The 21,806-nt window shown below is 37.9% G+C and carries 8 protein-coding genes; all 8 read left to right on the plus strand.

Annotation, left to right across the window (positions count from 1 at the left end):
• Positions 1-334 precede the first annotated feature (334 nt).
• Positions 335-1,801 (plus strand): hypothetical protein, encoded by a 1,467-nt coding sequence (locus RCH13_RS04225; protein WP_326985984.1) that lies wholly within the window; start codon positions 335-337, stop codon positions 1,799-1,801.
• A 231-nt stretch (positions 1,802-2,032) separates the two neighbouring features.
• Positions 2,033-3,646: a hypothetical protein gene (locus RCH13_RS04230; RefSeq protein ID WP_326985985.1), complete on the plus strand. Its 1,614-nt coding sequence runs from the start codon at positions 2,033-2,035 to the stop codon at positions 3,644-3,646.
• A 376-nt stretch (positions 3,647-4,022) separates the two neighbouring features.
• A complete protein-coding gene (locus RCH13_RS04235; protein ID WP_326985986.1) occupies positions 4,023-9,650 on the plus strand; it encodes a GEVED domain-containing protein in 5,628 nt (1,875 codons plus the stop codon).
• Between the two features lie 790 nt (positions 9,651-10,440).
• Positions 10,441-13,011 (plus strand): T9SS type A sorting domain-containing protein, encoded by a 2,571-nt coding sequence (locus RCH13_RS04240; RefSeq protein WP_326985987.1) that lies wholly within the window; start codon positions 10,441-10,443, stop codon positions 13,009-13,011.
• A 227-nt stretch (positions 13,012-13,238) separates the two neighbouring features.
• Positions 13,239-20,177, plus strand: a complete 6,939-nt coding sequence (locus RCH13_RS04245) for a choice-of-anchor D domain-containing protein (RefSeq protein WP_326985988.1) — start codon at positions 13,239-13,241, stop codon at positions 20,175-20,177.
• 86 nt (positions 20,178-20,263) lie between these two features.
• Positions 20,264-20,527 carry a hypothetical protein gene (locus tag RCH13_RS04250; RefSeq protein ID WP_326985989.1) on the plus strand — a complete coding sequence of 88 codons (264 nt, stop codon included), beginning with the start codon at positions 20,264-20,266 and terminating at the stop codon, positions 20,525-20,527.
• A 66-nt stretch (positions 20,528-20,593) separates the two neighbouring features.
• Entirely contained in the window at positions 20,594-21,202 is a 609-nt protein-coding gene (locus tag RCH13_RS04255; RefSeq protein WP_326985990.1) for a sugar transferase, read from the plus strand.
• A complete protein-coding gene (locus tag RCH13_RS04260) occupies positions 21,199-21,804 on the plus strand; it encodes an acetyltransferase (protein ID WP_326985991.1) in 606 nt (201 codons plus the stop codon). The genes RCH13_RS04255 and RCH13_RS04260 overlap by 4 nt, the downstream gene beginning before the upstream one ends.
• Positions 21,805-21,806: the final 2 nt, after the last annotated feature.

Below are 21,806 nucleotides of genomic sequence, written 5' to 3' on the forward strand. Positions count from 1 at the left end.
TGAGTACCTCATAAATAGAAAATATAACCATATAACATTATGAGTGATATTTTTTATATATTTATTTTAAAAATTGAGGAGCATATATCGGTAAGCAAGTGCCGTCCTATGTATTGCATCGCTTTTAAGCGCTTTATTCATCGCAATGTAAAAATTTTAGTAAAAGATTATCAATTATATGTCTTCGCTATGCTAATTTAATTTAACTTTGCGGAATACATTACATAATCACATTATGTGAGTAAAATAGTTAAATTAATTAATTACTGTTATTATTGAATCAAATGTTCTTTGAAGGTTTGCCTATTCAATTCTTACTAAAATTATCATGCTTATGAAATCATCTAAACTTTTTTTCTTGGTGTTGCTGTGCAGCACTTTCACCTTTGCACAAGTGGGCGTAAATATTCCTGCAAACACTTCGGTAAATTCTTCTGCCGCTTTTGAAATTCAGTCGGGGAGTAGCCCCAAAGGAATGCTGACGCCGAGAATGACCAGTGCAGAGCGAATTGGAATTACTACACCTGCAAATGGTTTACTAGTTTTTGATATGGACATAAAAGCTTTCCACTACTATGACACGACAACCTCAACATGGATTAGAATCAATAGTGATGTCAATGGAAGGACAAATTTTAAAAGATTAAAATCTACGGATGTCTTAGCTACCGTTTTAGCGGCAGAGCTTTCAGACGGAGGTGGAACTAAGTATAAATTAAAGACCAATACCCTCTATGAAATTAATGGAACGGTTACTTTGGACAAACCGATAGAATTGAATAACGCCTATATTCAAGGAGTAGATTCGGGCGATGATATCTTAGTTTCCGCAGGTAATATTTTCGATGGTATCACTGGTGGGACCGTAAAAGGATTAACGGTAAGGTCTGTGGGTGGAAAAGTTTTCAATCTTAGCGGAGCCAATACTGAAAATTTCATATTTAGAGATTGTATCGTGGCAAACTCCTCTAATGTAGGTTCTATCAATGGCTTTGGTCTTGTTTTTATCAGTGTCGTACAGTTTTCTGGAAATACAGCCGGAATTACGTACAGCAATATTAACCAACTTTTACTCAGTAATTTGGGATGGTTTGGAAATAATGCGGGGACGTTTGAAAAATTAACAGGGACCTTTAAGTTGGTACAAAAACAAGGCGGATTCAGTGAAGTGAATGGCGCCGCGGTAGGTTTTGATGTCAGCGGTAATCCTACGATTTCTGGAGATGCAGTAATGGAAAATGTCGTGTTCACTGGTACACTCACCACGGGTGCTTATGTAAATGGCTATACCACCGGAAGTTATACGGGATATAATTTTAATAATAAATGGAATGTCCGAAGTGCCGGAATTCCTGTAGAAACTGACGCAGTAGCGGTTGGCGATGTTAATCTAGATTCTCCATATGGCACTGGAGTTACAACTGCTTTAACAACTGGTACTGCTGTTAAAGTTGGAGGAACAACGGTTTCCAATAACTTTTTTAGAGCATCTAATGGAGGTGTAAATAATAAATTGGTTTATTTGGGAAATAAAAAAAGATTTTTCACTGTAAATTCTGTTGCTTCATTTAGGGGAACCGCTGTAAGCAGCACTATTTATGTTTTTTATATCGCATTAAACGGAGTTCCAGTTCAACGTTCTAAAACATATATTTTCACAACCAATTCTGCAGATGTAGTTGCGGTTCCAATTCAATCCATATTGGAATTATCCCCCAATGATTTTGTAGAAGTTTTTGTACAAAGGTTTAGTGGGAGTAGTGATATGCTTACCGTGTCCTTAAGTTTATTTATGAGATAAATTAGGATCTATTTATAGTAATATGTAAAAAAGCTAATAAGGACGATTGCTGATATTTAAGATGGTGATTTTTGACCAAATGGTATTTCAAAAACTGCTTTTGTTTATCTTATTTCTAAAGCTTTATTATTCATTCCTCTTTGATCTTTTTTCAATTCAACAACCTAAAAAATTCCCTCGCATTTTTCTGATTCTTAAGAACAGCTTACGGATTCTATAAAAGAAATCATCATGAAAAAACAACTACCCATTCTTTCTGCATTGCTCTTTGCGATAATGACCTACTCTCAAGACGGTACGCTTCAAGTAAATGCATCGGCTTCCCTTAAAGTCTTTACTACAGCCTCATTAACCGTTAAGGACGGAATTACCAACCTCGGAGATGGTAGCAATTTTATCATCCAATCCGATGCAAACCTCATCCAGATCAATACGACTAATACCAACACTGGCAACCTCACATCCGAACGGGAATTTAAAATTGGCGCTGCAAGATTACAATACAATTATGTAGGTACTCCTGTTGCATTTGCGGCCGGACAGACTTACAAAACAATTTTTCCAGGATCAACCAATACCCAGGTTCTCTTTTATAATCAAACATCAAATACGTTCTCTACCTCCTCTGGTGCTAATATTCCGGGTAGAGGCTTAGCCGTGAAGGAACCGCCAACCACCACCCTATTAACCGGCGGCAAAACCACTGCTCAATTTAAGGGCGTGCCCCAAACCGGAGATCTTATTTTCGGAATTGCCAACCGTGATATTGATCCCAATTCTACCACCTATGGGTATAACCTGGTGGGAAATCCCTATCCCTCTAATATTGACTTGATTAAATTGTACACGCTGAATGGCAGCAATACTCTAAATAATATCAGTGCTTCCTTTTACCTATGGGATAATAACTCCAACGATATTTATGTACAGCAGGGAAGTTCTTATGAAGGTCAGGCTTACGCAATCTACAATGCGCTTGCCGGAAGTGTTGGAACCGGAACTGCCGCTGTAGGGGCTCGTAATGGAACGCTTGTCGGTACAAAAACTCCGACCAATATTTTAAAAGTGGGTCAGGGTTTTATGACCAGATCTTTAAAATCTACCTATTCGTTTAAATTCGATAACACCATCAGAACCGCTGAAACTACACCGGTTGATTTTCTCGGAAAACAGGGTTCTGGTGCAGAGGATGATCGGTATTGGCTAAGACTGACTGCACCTTCCGGAATAATTTCTACAATGGCAGTGGTTCACTACTCGGGTGGCAACAATTTATTTGGTGCGGAAGATTCCCGCTCCATGGGCGGTTCAGATGCGCTATTCAGTAGGGTAGAGAATGAAAAATTAGCCATTGAGGGCAGAAGTACCATGGTGATTACGGATGTGATTCCCTTAGGATCGCAACATTTTGTGAGTGGTACCTCCACCATCGGCATCGATGCCGTGGAAGGAATATTCGCCAATGGTCAGAATATTTATTTAAAAGACAGACAAACCAGCATCATCACCAATCTCAGTGAAGGCCATTATACCTTCGGTGCTAATGCCGGAGAAAGCACCGGTAGATTTGAAATTATTTACAAACCGGAAAGCATTTTAACAACGGATTCTACCGTAAAAGAATCTTTGCAGGTTTACAGAGACAGCAATGATTTTGTGGTGCGTAATTTAGGACAAAATATTACAGAAGTAGCGCTTTTCGATGCCAGTGGCAGATTAATACTGACACGGAACGGCTCCCAAAAAGAATGGCGTTTGGATGCAGAAAAATTAACGCAAGGCATGTTTGTCTTAAAAGTTACCCTGATAACGGGGGAAATTCAAACTCGTAAAATTCGGAAGTAATTTCAATCACTTTTTATAGCTTAAAAGCGTCTTTTTTAAAGGCGCTTTTTTTTTGTTGCATACAAGAAGTATGATTGAAAATTCAGGCATTTGGTTCTTCATTTAAAAAATAATTGATAGCGTGTGCGACTTTTAATATGTTTAAACATAACTGTTTACCATTGCGATATTAAATGCAATAAGTTTTTATCAGTCAGTTATTTGCTTATAAAACTTATTATGTCTGTATAATCGTTATTGCAGAATATGTATTTTTTTGTGTGTTTATGTGAAAGATAACTGATTATTGTTTCAAAAAGCTAAATAATTCTCAATAATTCATTGTTTATTCTGTAAAAAGTTTAATTTTGCTACTGCTTTTTAATAATATATTTATATGAATAAATCTTTACTATTTTTAAGAATAGCTCTTACATTCTTATGCGCTTTTTTCGGAGCAAATGCTTTTGCACAAGTTGCCAATTATTATACCTTTTCTCAATCTAGCGGAACATATACTCCAATAATTGGTGGATCACTACATGCAAGTGCGGTAGATAACGCAAGTTATTCATTCACATTACCATTTACATTCACATACGATGGCACTGATTATACAGTCGCAAGACCCAGTACAAATGGATTTTTGGTATTAGGCGCAAATGCGCCTGCTGCAAATCAATACACTCCTTTATCAACAGGTGCAACAAATTTTGCAATCTCCGCTTTCGGAGCAAATTTAAATTCAACCGTAAGATCTGAAGTTCTAGGAACTGCTCCAAATAGGATATATGTATGTCAGTGGTCAAATGTGGGTAGATATTCATCCGGACTAAAAGTTGATGGAATTAATTTTCAAATACGTTTGTATGAGACGACAAATAAAATCGATATTATATATGGAACAAATACTGCAACCGCAACCTCTACCACAGCACAAGTGGGATTACGAGGTTCTGCAGTCATTGATTATAATAATAGATTAACTACATCAAATTGGGCAAGTACAACAACAGGAACTGCTAATAGTTCTTCTTGTACTTATTCATCATCAATACTACCTGCGTCAGGACGTACTTTTACCTGGACTCCTCCGCTTTATCGCGCACAAATTATCTCTGCTGATCCAGGTTCAAATATTTGGTGTGGTGGTGAAACTAGAAATGTTAGTGTAACCATCAAAAATATTGGTAGTGCGCCGTGGACAGATGAGGGCGGAAAAGATTTTAATGTTGGTGTTAAATGGAATACGAATGGTGCCAGTTGGAGTGATTACAATGTTAGAGTTGACGCAAAAAACTTAGTACCTGGTGCTACTGAAACGTATGTTTTTCCGATAACCGCTTCCGCGAATGTTGGAGGAACATATGGTGCTCCTTTAGTTGGACCAACGAATAATCTTACTTTTGATCTTGTTTATGAAGGTCAATTCTGGTTTGGAAACAACAATAATGGGGGAGGACCGGGAAATACAGTTTTTACGACACCTGTTCAAACAATATCTACTGCGCCTTCTGCTACTTCTGCAAGTCCAGCCCCAGCAAACAATGCAACAGGAGTATGTTATTCTGGTGTAGGAGCTATCTCAAGTATTTCTTGGGGTGCAACAACAGGAGCTACTTCCTATGATGTTTATTTTGGTGCAGGTAGTTTACCAGGAAGTATCACTGCCAACGTTGCTACAACAACTTATTCTACAGGAGTCTTACTTGCAAATACTACTTATTATTGGAAAGTAGTGCCACGAAATGCTTGTGGGATTACAAGTGGCACACCGGTTACCTGGTCATTTACCACTTCCAATGCACCCTGCTACTGTCCTTCTTCGGGAAGTACTTTTCAAAACGGAATCACTGGTGTAACTTTTAATACTATAAATAACTTAGACACCTCTGTTAATACAGGATACACAGATTTTACTGGCCTTAATACAACGGTAATAAAAGGATCTTCCTATAGTTTAAATATTAAAGTAAATACAGGTGGAAATTATATTGATTTTCAGACCGCGTATATCGATTGGAATGGTAATGGAAGTTTTGCAGATGCTGGCGAAAATTATAGTTTAGGATCTGCAACAAACGTTACAAATGGAAATACAAGTTTATCCCCACTTTCCATAACAGTACCTGCAGGTGCAACAACCGGAACAGTGCGAATGAGAATTCAGTCTCAATTTAACGCTGCAAGCACCAACCCCTGTTTAACAGGTTTTGATGGAGAAGTAGAAGATTACCAATTAAAAATTATTCCTGCAACGATATGTGTAGCTCCTACTACACAACCAACTGGTTTAAACTTAACTGCTGTTTCAGTTTCACAAATTAACGGAACGTTTACGGCAGCTTCTCCTGCACCCAATAGTTATTTAGTGGTGCGCAGTACCTCCTCTATACCGCCAAGTGCTCCTGTGAATGGAACGACCTACACAACTGGGGCTACATTGGGCGCCGGTTACACCGTAGTTGATAATGATGGAAATACCACTTTTTCTGCAACAGGGTTAACTCCAAATACAACTTACTATTTTTATATTTACTCGTTTAACCTCGTGTGTACAGGGGGACCCTTGTATTTAGAATCTTCTCCTTTGACTGGAAATGTGTTTTTGCCTTTAAGTTATTGCGCAGCAAGTGTTAGCAACGGAACTCAGAGTGCGGGAACCTATATTCAAAAAGTAAGATTTCTTGGGACCTTAAATGATGTAAATAATGATCAGGCTGCAGGAAATCGATATGCCACAGTGGCACCTTTTGGATATCAAAATTATACTACACTTCCCAATAAAACACGTCAGGCTATGGGGAATGGAATCAATGTGTATGTAGAAAGTAACAGTATTTTAGATGTAAACGGTGATGAGACCAACGATTCTTACTACAGGGCTTGGATTGATTGGAATAAAGATGGCGATTTTGTTGATGCTGGAGAGATGGTATATGAATCGAATGCAATGGTGCTTTCAACCACGTTCGGAGTTATTATTCCAACAAACCCCAGTATTATCCCTTATGGACCAGGAGATTACAGATTGAGAATAAGAATCAATAAAAGTGAAAGTGGTTTTACAAGTTGCAACAATATTAATAACAACGGGGAAACCGAAGATTATTTAATTCAGGTGATTGCCAACTGTACAGCAGTAATAACGTCTGTTGGGAAAGATGAAGATCAATTTCATTGTGGACCAGGTGCAGTTTCTCTTACCGCAACAGCATCTGGAGGCGGTATTACTGAATTCAGATGGTATAGTGCAGAAACTGGTGGTACATTAGTTGGAACTTCTGCGCCTGCAACTGGCGGGACCACGACAACATGGAATACTCCGTCGATTAATTCAACTACAACCTATTATGTAGAAGCATACAATGGAACTTGTCCATCACTTGTTCGGATTCCTGTTAAAGCAAACATCAAATTAGTTCCTGCGGTCTCCTTTACGCCGTCTGTAGCAGAATCGTGCGGAAAAAATTCCGTCATTACGCTCTCCGCAGTGGGAGGAAATGAAGTGGATTACTTAATTAACGAAAATTTTGAAGCTGGTGGACTTGGCACTTTTAGCAATGTAAGAACTGGTCCAGATTATGGAACAACCATCAACTCCAGATCTTCATGGCAATCTCTGTCAAGCGTTAATTTTCCCGTAAATTATGGTACAGGTTCGTCGCAAACCTGGTTCCCTGCACTTTCTTCGGGAGTCAATGGAAATAAATTTGTCATGGCCTCCTCGGATATCGGTCAAATCAGTGCCAATAATCCACGTATTGCAGAGAATGCACTTGTATCTCCACAGAAAAGTGCTTTAGAATATGTGAATCTTACCCTTTCCTTTAAAATGTACTATTCCCGATACCACCCAGATGGTACTTTAACCACCAAAGATTTTATAGATGTTCAGGTGGCTACCAATGCTGCAGGTGACAATTGGGTAACGGTTCCTGCTGGAAATTTAATCGTAGATAAAGGCATTGGAACAAGATTCGAACAGCTGACATTTAATCTTAATAGTTATGCGGGTCAAAGTACATTAAAAGTACGCATTCTTTACCATGGAGAATGGTGTGATGGTGTGGCTGTAGATGACATACAGCTTTATGGTGAAAAAAAGCTAAAACCTTCATTTAGTTGGGATCCAGGTGTAAATCCACTTAATTTTTATACTGATGCAGGCGCTACTACTTTATACGCGCAAGGTACTCCAATAGAGGCGGTTTATATTAGACCTACTCTGGATCAGATGGAAAGTGCTACGAGTTGGAATATCAGTGCTACCGCTACTTTAGGGAATGGCTGTCCGGTTGCAGGTAATATCACCGTAACCAATAGCAATAAAATTTGGAACTCCGCCTCTAGCGATTGGTCTGATTCCTCCAAATGGAAACCAAATGCAGTATTGCCTACTCTGAATACCTGTGTTATTGTGAGATCTCCATTATTAATTTCTAGCGGAAATGGTCTGGCTAAAAACATATCCATTCAGCCAGGCGGAAGTTTAATCATCAAGAAAGACCGAACATTGACCGTCACTGATTATATTAAAAATGAAACGGCTACATTAGGTAATGAAGATAAGTTAATGTTGGAAAGCGATGCCAATTTAATTCAGATTAACAGCAATGCTGCCAACTCCGGTAAGATGACGGCACAAAGAGCCGTGACAAATTTGCGTTATCAACCCGGAACAAACGTAGATTATGTGTATTGGAGTTCCCCAGTTGCTGGTCAGCAAACTAAAGGTGCAGGTGGTTTTTCTCCGGGAACGCCTAATAATAGATTCTTTACTTACAGAGAATCCAATGACCGCTTCTATGAAACGGGTGATCTTACCTTCACACCAGGAAAAGGGTATGCAGTACAGGCAGAAAGTAATCAAGGTGCGGTATTCAGTAAACCGTATAATTTCAGGGGAACTCCAAACAATGGGGATGTCAATTTTAACATCACAAGATCTGCTAACACTATTTCTGGAGGTATTACCTATGTTCATGGGTATAATTTGGTGGGGAATCCTTATCCTTCCAATATCTCTTTCGATCAACTCCACGCCGCAAATAGTGGTTTAATTTACAAAACCATTTGGTTCTGGACTAATGGCACCTACATACCCTCTCAGCAAGGATCTACTTACAGCGGCAATAATTATGCAGTGTACAACGGAACTGGCGGAACGGCGGCAACCGTGCCTGCTAATGTTATATACAGTTCTGTAGTGCCCACTGGAACTGTAAAAGTGGGTCAAGCCTTTTTGGTGCAGAAAAAAGTCTTGGGAACGGACCCGTTAAATTTTAAGAATTCTTATGGACCAGGCCTGGATCTTCGTGTTTCAACATCGGGTACTTTCTATTCCCGCGGCGAGGCAACTAAAGACCGATTCTGGCTCAAACTTCAATCTCCAGATAATTTGATGAACAGTCAGCTCATTGGGTACATTGCTGGAGCAACAGACGGATTTGAAATGGATTACGATGCCGAAGCTTTCTCCTTAAGTTCCAATCTTTTTTACTCTTTACTTGGAAACCAAAAATTATTGATTCAAGGTAAAGGGCAGACTTTCACAAATGAGGATAAAATTTCTTTAGGTGCCAATTTCTATCAAAACGGAATCTATACCATATCTTTGGAAAGTGCTGAAGGAATTTTTGAAAACAATCAAAACGTTTACCTGAAAGACAAACAGGCTGGAATACTTACGAACCTCAATCAAGGAAGTTACACGTTCTCCGCAACACCTGGAGATACTGCGAGTCGATTTGAAATTGTGTACAAACCAGATATGGTTTTGGCAGTACAGACTAATTCCAAAGATGAATTGACCGTTTACAGAGAGGGCAATGAATTTATTGTTCACGCTCAAAACAAGAAAATTTCCAATGTGGAAGTATTTGATGTTTCGGGAAGACTGATCTATTCAGCTAATGCGAATTCTTTAAAAGTAATTATTTCTGCGGAAAAAATGGTGAACAGCATCTACGTGCTGAAAATTAATCAAGGTGGACAAATAACCACCAAAAAAATAAAAAAATAGTTCATTAGAAGATTTATAAACAAGCCGAACATAGCGTTCGGCTTTTTTTTTGGCATGTAGTACTTAATTTTTTATTCTCAAATAGAATGAACTATCAACAAAATACGCTCCTCGAAATTATGGAGAATTGCTGAATTGAATCAGTAAATGACAACTTTCCTATAAAATATTAATTTAGAAATAATTTTATTTGCAATTGCTACTATTGTAAATAGCAGGTGTTTTAAAGCGTGATGAGGATTAATCACACTCCAGTAGAATAATTTTCTACAATTTCGATGATTTGAATGGCATTATGTGGAAATAAGTTCTTAAGTTTGCATTATAGAATCGTTAACTATTGTTTTAGAAAGTTAAGGATTCTGTAAAACACAAACACACAAAACACCACACGATGAAAAAATTAATACACCTTTGGAATGTATGGTCCTGCGGCGTACTTCCATTTCCTCAACTTTCCACACCCCATCTTACAGTCAAGAAGACCTTAAATTTTTAAGGCCTTTCTCCATCATGTTTTTCCACTTGATTACATTTTTATAATAATTTGTTTGGGGAATTATTCTATGGAGACGAAAAACAGCAAAAAATTACACCCTCGGCAGGCCCTGGTTATTTGATCTGTAATAGAGAAGAAGTAATTTTTCTCTTTCCATGAACCAGCCAGTTTATGGTCTTCAAACGGTGGATATTTTATACCAAAAATTGAATGGTTAAACCTGCTTAATTAAGCAAGCACTTTTACTGATTAATATCGTACACAACTCACTTTATTTTCAAACACAACATCATGAAAACAAAATTTACCTTTTTGGAAGAGTTCTCTTTCGGGAAAAGAGTCTTTCTATCTTTTTTATTCACCCTATTTTTTATAATTTCCTCAGCACAAACAATTGGTGATTTTCGTTCTAAAGCCTCTGGTAATTGGACGACTCCAGGAAGCTGGGAAAAATGTACAAACTTGTCACCAGAAACTTGGGTAACATCTACTACTTATCCAGGACAAACTGCGAGTAATGTTTCGGTAACCATTTTAAATTGCCATACCATACAAACACCAATTCGTGCCAAGAAGAATGACCCTCGAGTAAATTATAATATTGGTGATCTTCTTATTAAAGGGGTCCTTTTTATAAATGATGATTTTGGACTTCCAACTACGTACAAATTATGGATTGATGGTGGTTCCATGGTTTGGGATGGCAATTTCGGTTTTTATATCCCTCAAAATTCAGCATTGGTAATCACAAAACCAGCTCCAGCAAGCACTTGTAATAATTCTTATGTTGTAGGGCTTTCTTCAACTGCTGTTAACACTTGCAGCGCACAAACTGCTTTATATATAGGTGTTATTAAGTATACATCATGTACCGGTCACGGCAGTTCTGTTGCGGGTGATTTTCCCGATGTTAATGGAAATGGAGGTAGCTTACTCTCCAGTCCCGGTGCCTTTCCTTCAGCCTTATGCTTAATTAATAGTACCGCGCCCCAGTTATTTGGAAACGCAATTCAGTATGGTCCTGCACTGGGTACAATTAGCTTTACATGGCACTTAATCTCATCACCGCTTGGATCTAATTTTAGCTTCGCAGACACTACAAGTACAAACCCAATGCTGCCGCTCCTGACCGTTGCAGGTGATTACGTTTTTTCTTTGAAAGCCACGCCTTCTGCAAATACTGCTTTGGCAAATACCAGAAATGTAACCCTCACCGTCGCTGGGCAATCAGTGTATCAGGCTGGAAAAGGCTGGGATGCGGGAAAACCCTCTATAGCAGATGGTAATAATCGTACAGCTGTAATACGTGGTGACTATTTCACTTCAACAGAGGGCTCATTTGATGCTTGTTCTTGCGAAGTTGATTTGAATAAATCCCTTACTGTTTCCGCCTATAATTATGTGAAAGTTGAAGATCATATTTTAAATAATGGAAGCATCGTAGTTGAAAGTGAGGGTAATCTAATTCAAGTACGGGCTGCAGGAAATTACACGGGTCCAGGCTTATTTAAAGCACAACGTGAGGTAACCAAATTGCGAAACAATCCAGGTCCTGATCCTTTGGTTTATGCAGTAGATTTCGTTTTTTGGAGTTCCCCAGTTTCTGGGCAAAATTTGCAGTCCTTCTCACCGCTAACTCCTGCGAATAGAATCTATCAGTATAATGAAGTTAACGATTTTTTTATTCCGGCTGCAGGAAACTTTGCAGTAGGAAAAGGATATGCTATTCGGGCAGAAAACGGACCGACTAATGGCACTCTCAATGGATATAATAAAACCTATGAATTTATAGGTCCACCAAATAATGGAGATATTGGTATTGCGATTAATCGCTCCCCAAATTCAGGTGGAACCGTGCATGGCTACAATCTCGTCGGTAATCCGTATCCTTCCAATATTAATTTTGATGAACTGCACAATGTGAATTCCACAATCATTGAGCCTAAAGTGTACTTTTGGACGAACAAAATATACAGTCCACAACAAGGAGGATCAAGCTACGACGGCAGTAATTATGTGGTTTATACCAAAGGAGGATCTAATGATGCAGGAGTTGATGGCATAATAAAAGTTGGTCAGGGATTTATTGTTCAGAAAACAAATTTTGGTTCGGGAACTTTAACCTTTAAAAATATGAACGGCACTGCGCCTGTACGAGTTGCTACTACAGGAACTTTTTATCAGAAAAATACTTCTGCTAAAAACCGCTTCTGGCTTCAGCTCACCGCTCCTGATAAAATTGTGAACAGCCAATTGATTGGATATTTCGAAGGTGCAACAAATTCCTTTGATAATGCATTTGATGCAGAACCAATGGCCTTAACTTCTGATCTGTTTTATTCTACCTTAGAAGACAAACGATTGATTGTTCAGGGAAGAGCTGAGCAATTTAAAAAAGAAGACCACGTTCAATTAGGCGCTAATTTTTATCAGAATGGTACTTACACCATTAATCTTCAACAACCAGAAGGAATCTTTGCTGCGGGTCAGCAGATTTATTTAAAAGACACGGAAAACGGAAAATTGATTAACTTGAGTGAAGGGAGTTATACCTTCGAAGCGAAAGCAGGTGAAAATACCGGAAGATTTGAGATTATTTATCAGCGCGAGAATTTCTTATTAACAGATCATAAATTAAAAGAACAAATCGAAGTTTATCGCAATCAAGATCATTTCATTATTCAATCTCCGAAAGAAATTGCAAGCGTAGAAGTATATGGAATGTCTGGAAATTTAGTAAAAGTCCTTACACCAAATCAAAAGCGGGCGGTCCTGGAAGCTTCCTCTCTTATGCGTGGTGTCTATATTCTTCTCATTAAATCCACAGATGGAAATGTAAACAACAAAAAAATCATTCGATAATACCTCTTCAAAACCCTCTTCGGAGGGTTTTTCTTGGGGGATGAAATTTGCTTTCCGCGCTCGTACTCAAAGTGAAATTTTTTAAATTACCAAAAGTGAAGGTTGAGGCGAAAAATATTGAGGTTTATGTATCTTAAAGTAATTGATTTTAGCAATACGTTATGTAATGTTGAAAAATAGTAATCAATTGATAAAGTTAAATTTGTAAATTTGTCGCCTAACACAAAATGATGAAAACAAATTTATTCTCTTTGGTTCCTTCTAGGAGCCAAACACTTAGTGCAATCTCCTGTTTCAAAACCTTTCAAAAATATTTACTCGCGGCTTTTTTAATGCTGAGCTCGGTGGGAGTTTGGGGGCAGGTTTGGAATTATAACTTTGGGACAGGAACCGGAACATTCACTAGTTCTACCGCTTCAACAACCTTCTTGCCTGCCCCAAGTGCAGGTACTTCACGAGTAAGAGTTGGTACTAATCCAGGTGCATTTACACTTTCGAATCCTGGAATTGCAATAGGTACAAATTCAGAGGTACAATTTACTTCTAATACAGGAAGTACTTCTACTTCTAAATTTTCAATTTATGACTATCCTGGTGGTAAAGTTGGATACATGAAATTTAAAATAGCTTTTAATGGTGGTACAAATGGTGTATATAATTTGTCATTGGGTGATGGTCTAGCTTTCTCAGATAATAATGCTATTGCAACTGGTCAAGTATTCTCGCAAGTAACTTGGTCTTTTGGTACTTCTAATACGGTAAGTTACACTTATCTAAATGATGCAACATCAACATCTGTTGGTTTAACTAATCCAACAACACTGTTTTCTCAAAGTACTTCTAATGAATATGCTGTTGAGATTTATATGAATAATACAACTGCGACCACTAACTATGTTAGAGCAGGACCATCTTATTCTTTGGCAAATGCAAAGTGGGATTTATGGGTTAATGGCGTAAGAGTTGGAACTGCTTTAAATAAAGGTGTTTTAGGTGCAAATGCTAATATCGATTCTTTTGCTTTTAATCATCAAGCAAGTTCAACTGCGCCTGGAACAATTTACATTGATGATATAGAATATTCCAATACTTTACCAAGTGTTGCAACATATGCACTTTTTTATAATGGTAATACCAACACAAGCGGAACCGCGCCTACAGATTCAAGCAGTCCTTATACTGTTGGTTCTACGGTGACTGTTTTAGGTGCAGGAACTTTGGTGAAGACAGGTTCTACTTTTAGCGGTTGGAATACAGCAGCAGATGGCTCTGGAACCTTGTATGCAGCAGGTGCTACATTTGCGATGCCTGCAAATGCATTAACTCTATTTGCACAATGGACTTTAAACAATACAGCTCCAACGGTTGCAACCACATCAGCAAACCCAATTACGACAACTTCTGCAGATAGCGGTGGAAATGTAACCGCAGATGGTGGTGCAACAGTAACTGCAAGAGGGGTTGCATTTGGAACAACTGCAGCTCCTACTACGGGAACTTCAGAGACAGGAACTACAGGAAGTTTCACTTCTTCATTAACTTCTTTGTCTGTTAATTCGCAATATTTTTACCGCGCCTATGCAACCAATTCTGTAGGGACTTCTTACGGAACAGAAATTTCATTTTATACTTTAGCCAATATTCCATCTGCGCCAACCGTCGCTACACCTACTTCTACAAGTTTAAATGTGAGCATCAATGCCAATGGAAATCCGGCAACTACTGAATATGCAATGTATGAAATAGGAGGAAATTTTGTTCAGGCAAATGGAACTCTAGATACAGCTACTGTTTGGCAGACTGCTGCAACCTGGGGTACAAAAACCGTTACAGGTTTAATTCCATCAACTACTTACACCTTTGAAACAAAAGCAAGAAATGGTGCTACTGTGGAAACTGCTTACAGTGGAACAACTAGTGGGACGTCACTTGCTAATGAAACATTGACATTTGCAAATTTGCAATTTCCATCTAATACAACTATCGCAGAAGGTGGAACCACCGAAACCGTATATGCAAAAGCTTATAAAGCAGGTTTGACGGAAGTATTACCATTAGTTCCTCCTGGCTTACAAGTCTGGATTGGAATTTCACCTAAAAATGCACCAGCAAGTTCCGATCCTAACACCTGGACAAAGTGGATACCTGCCTCTTGGTTTTCCCAAGAACTTAATGATGATCAGTATGCGACAACAATAAATTCTGCAACAGAAAATTTAAATCCAGGTACATATCGATATGCATCACGCTTCCAAATTGGTACAGGTTCCTACACTTATGGTGGCTATAATGGAGGTTTCTGGGACGGAACTACTAATATCAGTGGAACTTTAACCATCAATTCCAATGTAGTTGGATATGCCAATATTCAAAGTCCATATTCTGGAACAATTACACAAGGAACAGATTTTAATGTATATGCTCAAACTTATAAAGCCGGCATTACAGATATTGCAACAGTGGACAGTTCAAAAATAAATGCGTGGATCGGTATTTCAACAACCAATGCTACGACAGAAAGTGATTTTGCATCTTGGACGTGGATTCCAGCAACCTACAATACTAAAATTGCTAACAATTTTGAGTATTTTTCCAATATTGGAGGTGCGGCAAGACCAGTAGGAATTTATTATTATGTTTCCAGATTTCAGGTGGTCGGAAGTACAGAATATAAGTATGGCGGTACCAATAATAATTTCTGGACAAGTTCTGCAAATAGTGGCGTTTTAACGATACAAACTGCACAAGAAATTAATATCAAACAAAGTACTGATATTGCTACTGGTGGAACCTATGGTTTTGGAAATCAAGTTTCTGGAACCTCTGGCTCTGCGGTTACTTTCACCATAGAAAATAAGGGTGAAGCGAATTTGATTTTATCAGGTACTCCAAAAATTGTAATTTCTGGAACTAATGCTGCCGAATTTACTATTAACCAAACGGCTACAATTTCGCCGATTACAGGAAATTCTTCTACATCATTTATTGTGACCTTTTTTCCCACCACTTTAGGAGCTAAGATCGCGCAACTGTCTATCGCAAATAATGACAGCAATGAAAATCCCTATCTTATTAATTTAACAGGAACAGGAACAGCAAGTGCGGCATCTGATATTGTCATTAAAAGTGGATACGTCTATCCACAAAATATTCCTTACGCTAATTATCAGGCAACAGATATAAATGGTGGCGCAAATGATATCGAAATTGCTAAGTTTACTATTCGTGATGGTGGTGCATCTGCAGATGCAGATAATTTAGGCACCAGTTTGTCACAACTAACTTTAAGCACGTCTAACTTTTCAAATATCAGAAGAATAGCATTGTATGACGGCGCGATCGAAATTGCGGAACAAGCAGGTGCTGCCACTCATACTTTTACTGGTTTAAATTTATTAGCGCCGGATAATGGAACAAAAGATTTCAGTGTAAGAGTAAGTTTTAATACTGCAGTTACAGATAATCAACAGATTGTTTTGGGCGTTACTGCAACTACAAGTGCAGCATCAACTGCTTCTACTTTTGCCGCAACCAATGCAGGTGGCGCAGCATCCTCTTCATCAGGTGATGATATCAGAATTGAGGTGACCGCAGATCGATTGGCTTTTGTACAACAACCGAGTAACGCCAATGTAAATGTTGCAATGTCGCCTGCGGTAACGTTGTCAGCAAACGACGTCAATGGAAATCGAGATTTGGATTTTGGTAGTTTAGTCGAAATTACCTCTAACGGAACTTTAAATATAAGTCCTGCAAATGCTACAGCGATAAGTGGTCTGGGTTCATTTAATGCTATTGTACATACCGCCCAAGGAACAGGACGTTCTCTAACTGCGAGTTTCACAGGACTAACTAGTGCAACTTCTAACACTTTTAATATTACTTTAGTTTCTGCCGCTACAGACCGATTTAAAACAAGAACTTCGGGAAATTGGTCTTCTGCAAGTACTTGGGAATCTTCTAGTGATGGAAACACTTGGGTTAATCCTTCCACTTTGGCCCCAACATCGTCAGCATTTAGTATCGAAATTCTAAATGCCCATACGGTTACAACTACGGCATCAGCAACTGCTAAAAATCTTACGGTTAAAACAGGTGGTACTTTAACATTAGATAATCAGATTACGAATGATGGAAGATTTAAAGTAGAGAATGGTGGTACAGTTGTAGTAAATTATTCAGTTGCTGATCTTTCAACAAATATTTGGAAAGGTGATGAAGACTTTGAGCCAGAATCTATCTTTAAATTTAAGTTGATAAATAGTTCAGCTAATTTATTTACATTTTCATTAGGAGTTCCCGTTGTTACTCCAAGAACCTATGATGGCTACACGGCACTTTTCGGACAATTAGTATTTGAAGCTGCAAACGGATGGAGTAGTTTTCTACCAACAGATGCTAATTTTAATTTAACGCACAAAGACCTATATATCAATTATACAGCAATATCTAACTTTAGTTTATTTAGTGGTAATTCTGTAACAATGGGAATAGGTAGAGATCTTATTGTAAATACAAATACATCCTCTTTCAATGTAACCTATCAAACAGGAGCGGGAAATTCCGTATTAAATGTAAGAAGAAATTTTATTAAGAACGGAACAGGTAATGGTGAGTTTCGATTTTCTTCTTACACAACATCAAGTGCAAATAATATTACATTTAATATAGATGGTGATTTTATTATAAATAATGGTATTGTTAATATGATTCAAGGTAATTCAGGGGGATCTATTTTCACACTGAATTTGAAAGGAAATTTAAATATTTTAGCTGGAAGATTATACAATAGTAATACAATTTCATTTGCTTCATGTGCGTTTAATTTTGTTGGATTGTCTGAACAAACTGTTAATTATGTTCCGAGTTCATCTTTTGCATATATTCCAATTCATATAAAAAATGGTGCTAATTTGAAACTAATTAATCAAGATTTTGCACTAGGAACTAATTCCAAAATAATAGTTGAAAATGGGGGAATATTAAATTTTGGATATAATGGATCAGTTGCTTTAAATTTAACTGCAAATGGTACATTGCAAACTTTCAATGCTCAATCAGGAAGTATTCTAAAAATTACTTCTCCACATGGTGTAACAACAGCTGCTGCAGGTGCTAATTCAGGAAATGTTCAAACACCTGTTTCAGGTAGAACTTTTGATAAAGGTGCTACTTACCATTATATCGGAAAAACCAACCAAGTAACTGGAAATGGTATTCCAGATCAAATTACAGGTAAACTCATTGTGGAATTAGATACGCAAAACATTGCTCAAGATGATTTACAATTCACTTCAAGTGGAACAACAACTTTTGGTACCGTTTCTGGAGTTAATGGTGTTTTAGAAATCAAAAAGGGCAAAGTGCTTGACCAACCAAATTTTGGATTCCGTAATTATAACGGTGCTCTCGATGATGGAGAAACAGACATACAACGGGGTGACTTTATAATGCTCGGCGGAAGATATGTGGTCTCTGGTGCAGGTACCAAACCCTCCTTATCAGGAATGTACACGATTTCTGCTGGAACAGTTGAGTTTGCAGGTTCTGCGGCAACAAAAATTAGAACAAGTACGCCTGCAAAACAATATTATAACGTGGAAGTTTCCGGCACAAATGTAGAAGCTGGTGGTAAAAATCTCATTGTCAATCAAATAACCACGATTGCAAATACGGGACAATTAACCATTCCATCTACTTTAGAAGGTTTATCTCCCAACGTTATCACTTCACGAAGAGCAGTTTTAGTAAATGGCAACGGAATCTTCAACCTTGAAAATAATGCGCAACTGATGCAAGATGCTGATGCAACAAATGTTGGTAATATCAACGTTAAAAGGATTGCAACAGTTCCAAACAGTACATTTAATCAATATGTATATTGGAGTTCACCAGTTGACAATCAAAATCTTAGAGGCATTTTTCCTGGTCAAACAACTGCGGCTTTATATTATAATGAGAGTAATGACAAATTTTACACTTCTTCAGGTGCGTATATTGAAGGGCGTGGATTGGCTGTGCGAAACCCAAGTACGTCACCGGGACCTCTAACTGCTAAATTTACAGGAAAACCTTATGTAGGAAATTTAAGTTTTCCTTTGGCATTTACAGATACTGCTCACGGCTATAATCTGGTAGGAAATCCTTATCCTTCCAATCTTGATTTGAATAAATTATACGCAAATTCTACCAGTATAGAAGCTAAGTTTCAATTTTGGGATAATACCTCTAATACAGAACAGTCTCAATTAGGGACTGGTTATATGGGGTACAGTTATGCAATATATAATCCTGCTGCGGGAAATATGGGTTCTGGAAATCCCGCTCCAGGAAATGGAGGTACGGAACCTTCGGGCATTAAAGCTCCGAACAGAATTTTAAAAATCGGTCAAGGTTTTATCGCTAGAGCAACCGCTTCTGGTGCATCCCTTAATTTTACCAATGCAGATCGAATTACGGATCAAACTGACGCTCAGTTTTTTGGGAAAAGTGCCGTAGATTCAATTAATAATAGATATTGGTTGGAGATGGTAACGCCTGCAAACCTTAGATTCAGTAATGCTATTGTCTATTTTGATAATGGAACGAATGAATTTTCCCTCGATGATACGAAGATGGAAAGTTCAGTTTCAGATGCCTTATTTACCAATGCTGGTGAAGAGAAGGTGGTGATTAATGGAAGAAGCATATTTACAGACACTGATGTCCTGAAAGTTGGAAATCGCTTTTTTACTTCGGGAACTTACAAGATTCGCTTGGGAACTAAAGAAGGCATCTTTGACAACGGGCAAAATATTTATTTGAAAGATTTTCAAACTGGAATTATAACCAATTTAAGTCAGGGAAGTTATAGTTTTCCAGCAAATGCAGGAGAACAAACAGGTCGCTTTGAAATTATATACAAACCAGAATCAATCTTGACAGTTAATGACCCTCTGAAAGATCAATTACAAGTGTACAGAAATGGAGATCAGTTTGTTATTTCTTCTACAAAAGGAAATATCGATGAAGTAGAATTATACGATGTTTCAGGTAGAATGGTACTGAAAGTGAAAAGTACATCAAATAAGGTACTAATAGATGTCTCATTAATTTCTTCTGGAGGCTACGTTTTAAAAATTAAGAGAAATTATGAAACCATTTCAAAAAAGATAATCATATTATGATGTGGTATTGTATATTTGTGTAATATTGTACAGTATTGTACAATATTTAATTATAATCTATAATCATAGAATTCTAACTATATCTAATGCAACTAAGAAATTTTTTTATATTAATATTGGTTTTGATCTTCAGTGCAGGATATGCACAGCAGACCTCAAATAGATTCGAGGAAGAAGATGCCAGACTTAATCAAAATGAAGTGGATAATGCTGAACCTTTTAAAGATGAATTACCGCAAGGTCCCGGGAATCCCGGCGAGCCAGTCCCTATAAATGGTTATATTCCAGTTTTGATTCTCACGGCAGTTGGAATCATTATGTACCGTAATATGCAGAAAAATGCTAGCTAAATCTAATAATGTATAAAAATCATAATCGAGAGGTTACCTTTTTATAAAAGAAAATAGCAATAAAATATGTACTCTAAATACCTAAAGCCTATTTTGGACTTTTCTTTTGCTGGTTTATGCCTCGTAGTGATTAGTCCTTTATTTCTGCTGATCACTATTTTGCTGGTTTTCAATAATAGAGGCGATGCCTTTTTTATCCAGAGCAGGCCAGGTAAAAATGGTAAAATATTCCCCATCATTAAGTTTAAAACCATGAATGATTGCAAATGTGCGGATGGTAAACTTTTGTCAGATTATGAGCGCCTCACTTTTATAGGGAAAGCCGTACGCAAAACTTCCCTAGACGAAATCCCTCAATTAATCAACGTATTGAAAGGCGATATGAGTTTAATTGGACCAAGACCCCTTTTACCCGAATATTTGGAACTGTACAGCCCCGAGCAAAATAAGCGCCACGCCGTAAAGCCTGGAATTACAGGTTGGGCACAAGTGAACGGAAGAAATGCCTTGTCGTGGGAAGAGAAATTTAGGTTTGATGTAGAATATGTAGAGACTGTTTCAGCACGTTTAGATGCAAAGATCCTATTGGTTACGATAGAGAAGGTGTTACACAGAAATGGAGTAAATGCCAATAATTACATGACCATGGACGCATTTAAGGGGAACGCAGCATGATATTATACGGAGCCAGAGGTCAGGCGAAAGTTATTTACGATCTTATCTTATCAAACAATCATTTGTTAGAGTATCTAGTGGATGATAACCCGCATGACCAATTTCCGCATCATCTGAAAATTTATAAACCCTCCAAGGAATTAATCCAATTCAAGAAACTCATTATTGCCATTGGAGACAACAGCATCCGGGAAAGAATATACCACGACATTAAAGATTGGTGCGAATTTGAAACCATTATCCATTCAAGCGCTTACGTTTCTCGTTTTTCTGCCGTTGGAGAAGGAACGGTAATTATGCCTCAAGTTTGCATCAACGCGGAAGTAACAATTGGAAATCACTGCATCATTAACACTGCCTCCACAATTGAACATGAATGTGTGATTGAAGATTTTGTTCATATCTCTCCCAAAGCCTCGCTCGCCGGTAATATTACGGTTAGAAAAGGCGTTCAAATCGGTTTAGGAGCTAATATAATTCAAGGTATTACCATCGGTGAAAATGCAGTGATTGGTGCTGGAACTGTAGTTTTAAATGATGTTCCCGCAAATGCAGTGATGGTTGGGAATCCCGGAAGAATTTTAAAAATCAACGCCGTTTAAAA

The organism is Chryseobacterium sp. MP_3.2 (assembly GCF_035984805.1).
Classification (GTDB): domain Bacteria; phylum Bacteroidota; class Bacteroidia; order Flavobacteriales; family Weeksellaceae; genus Kaistella.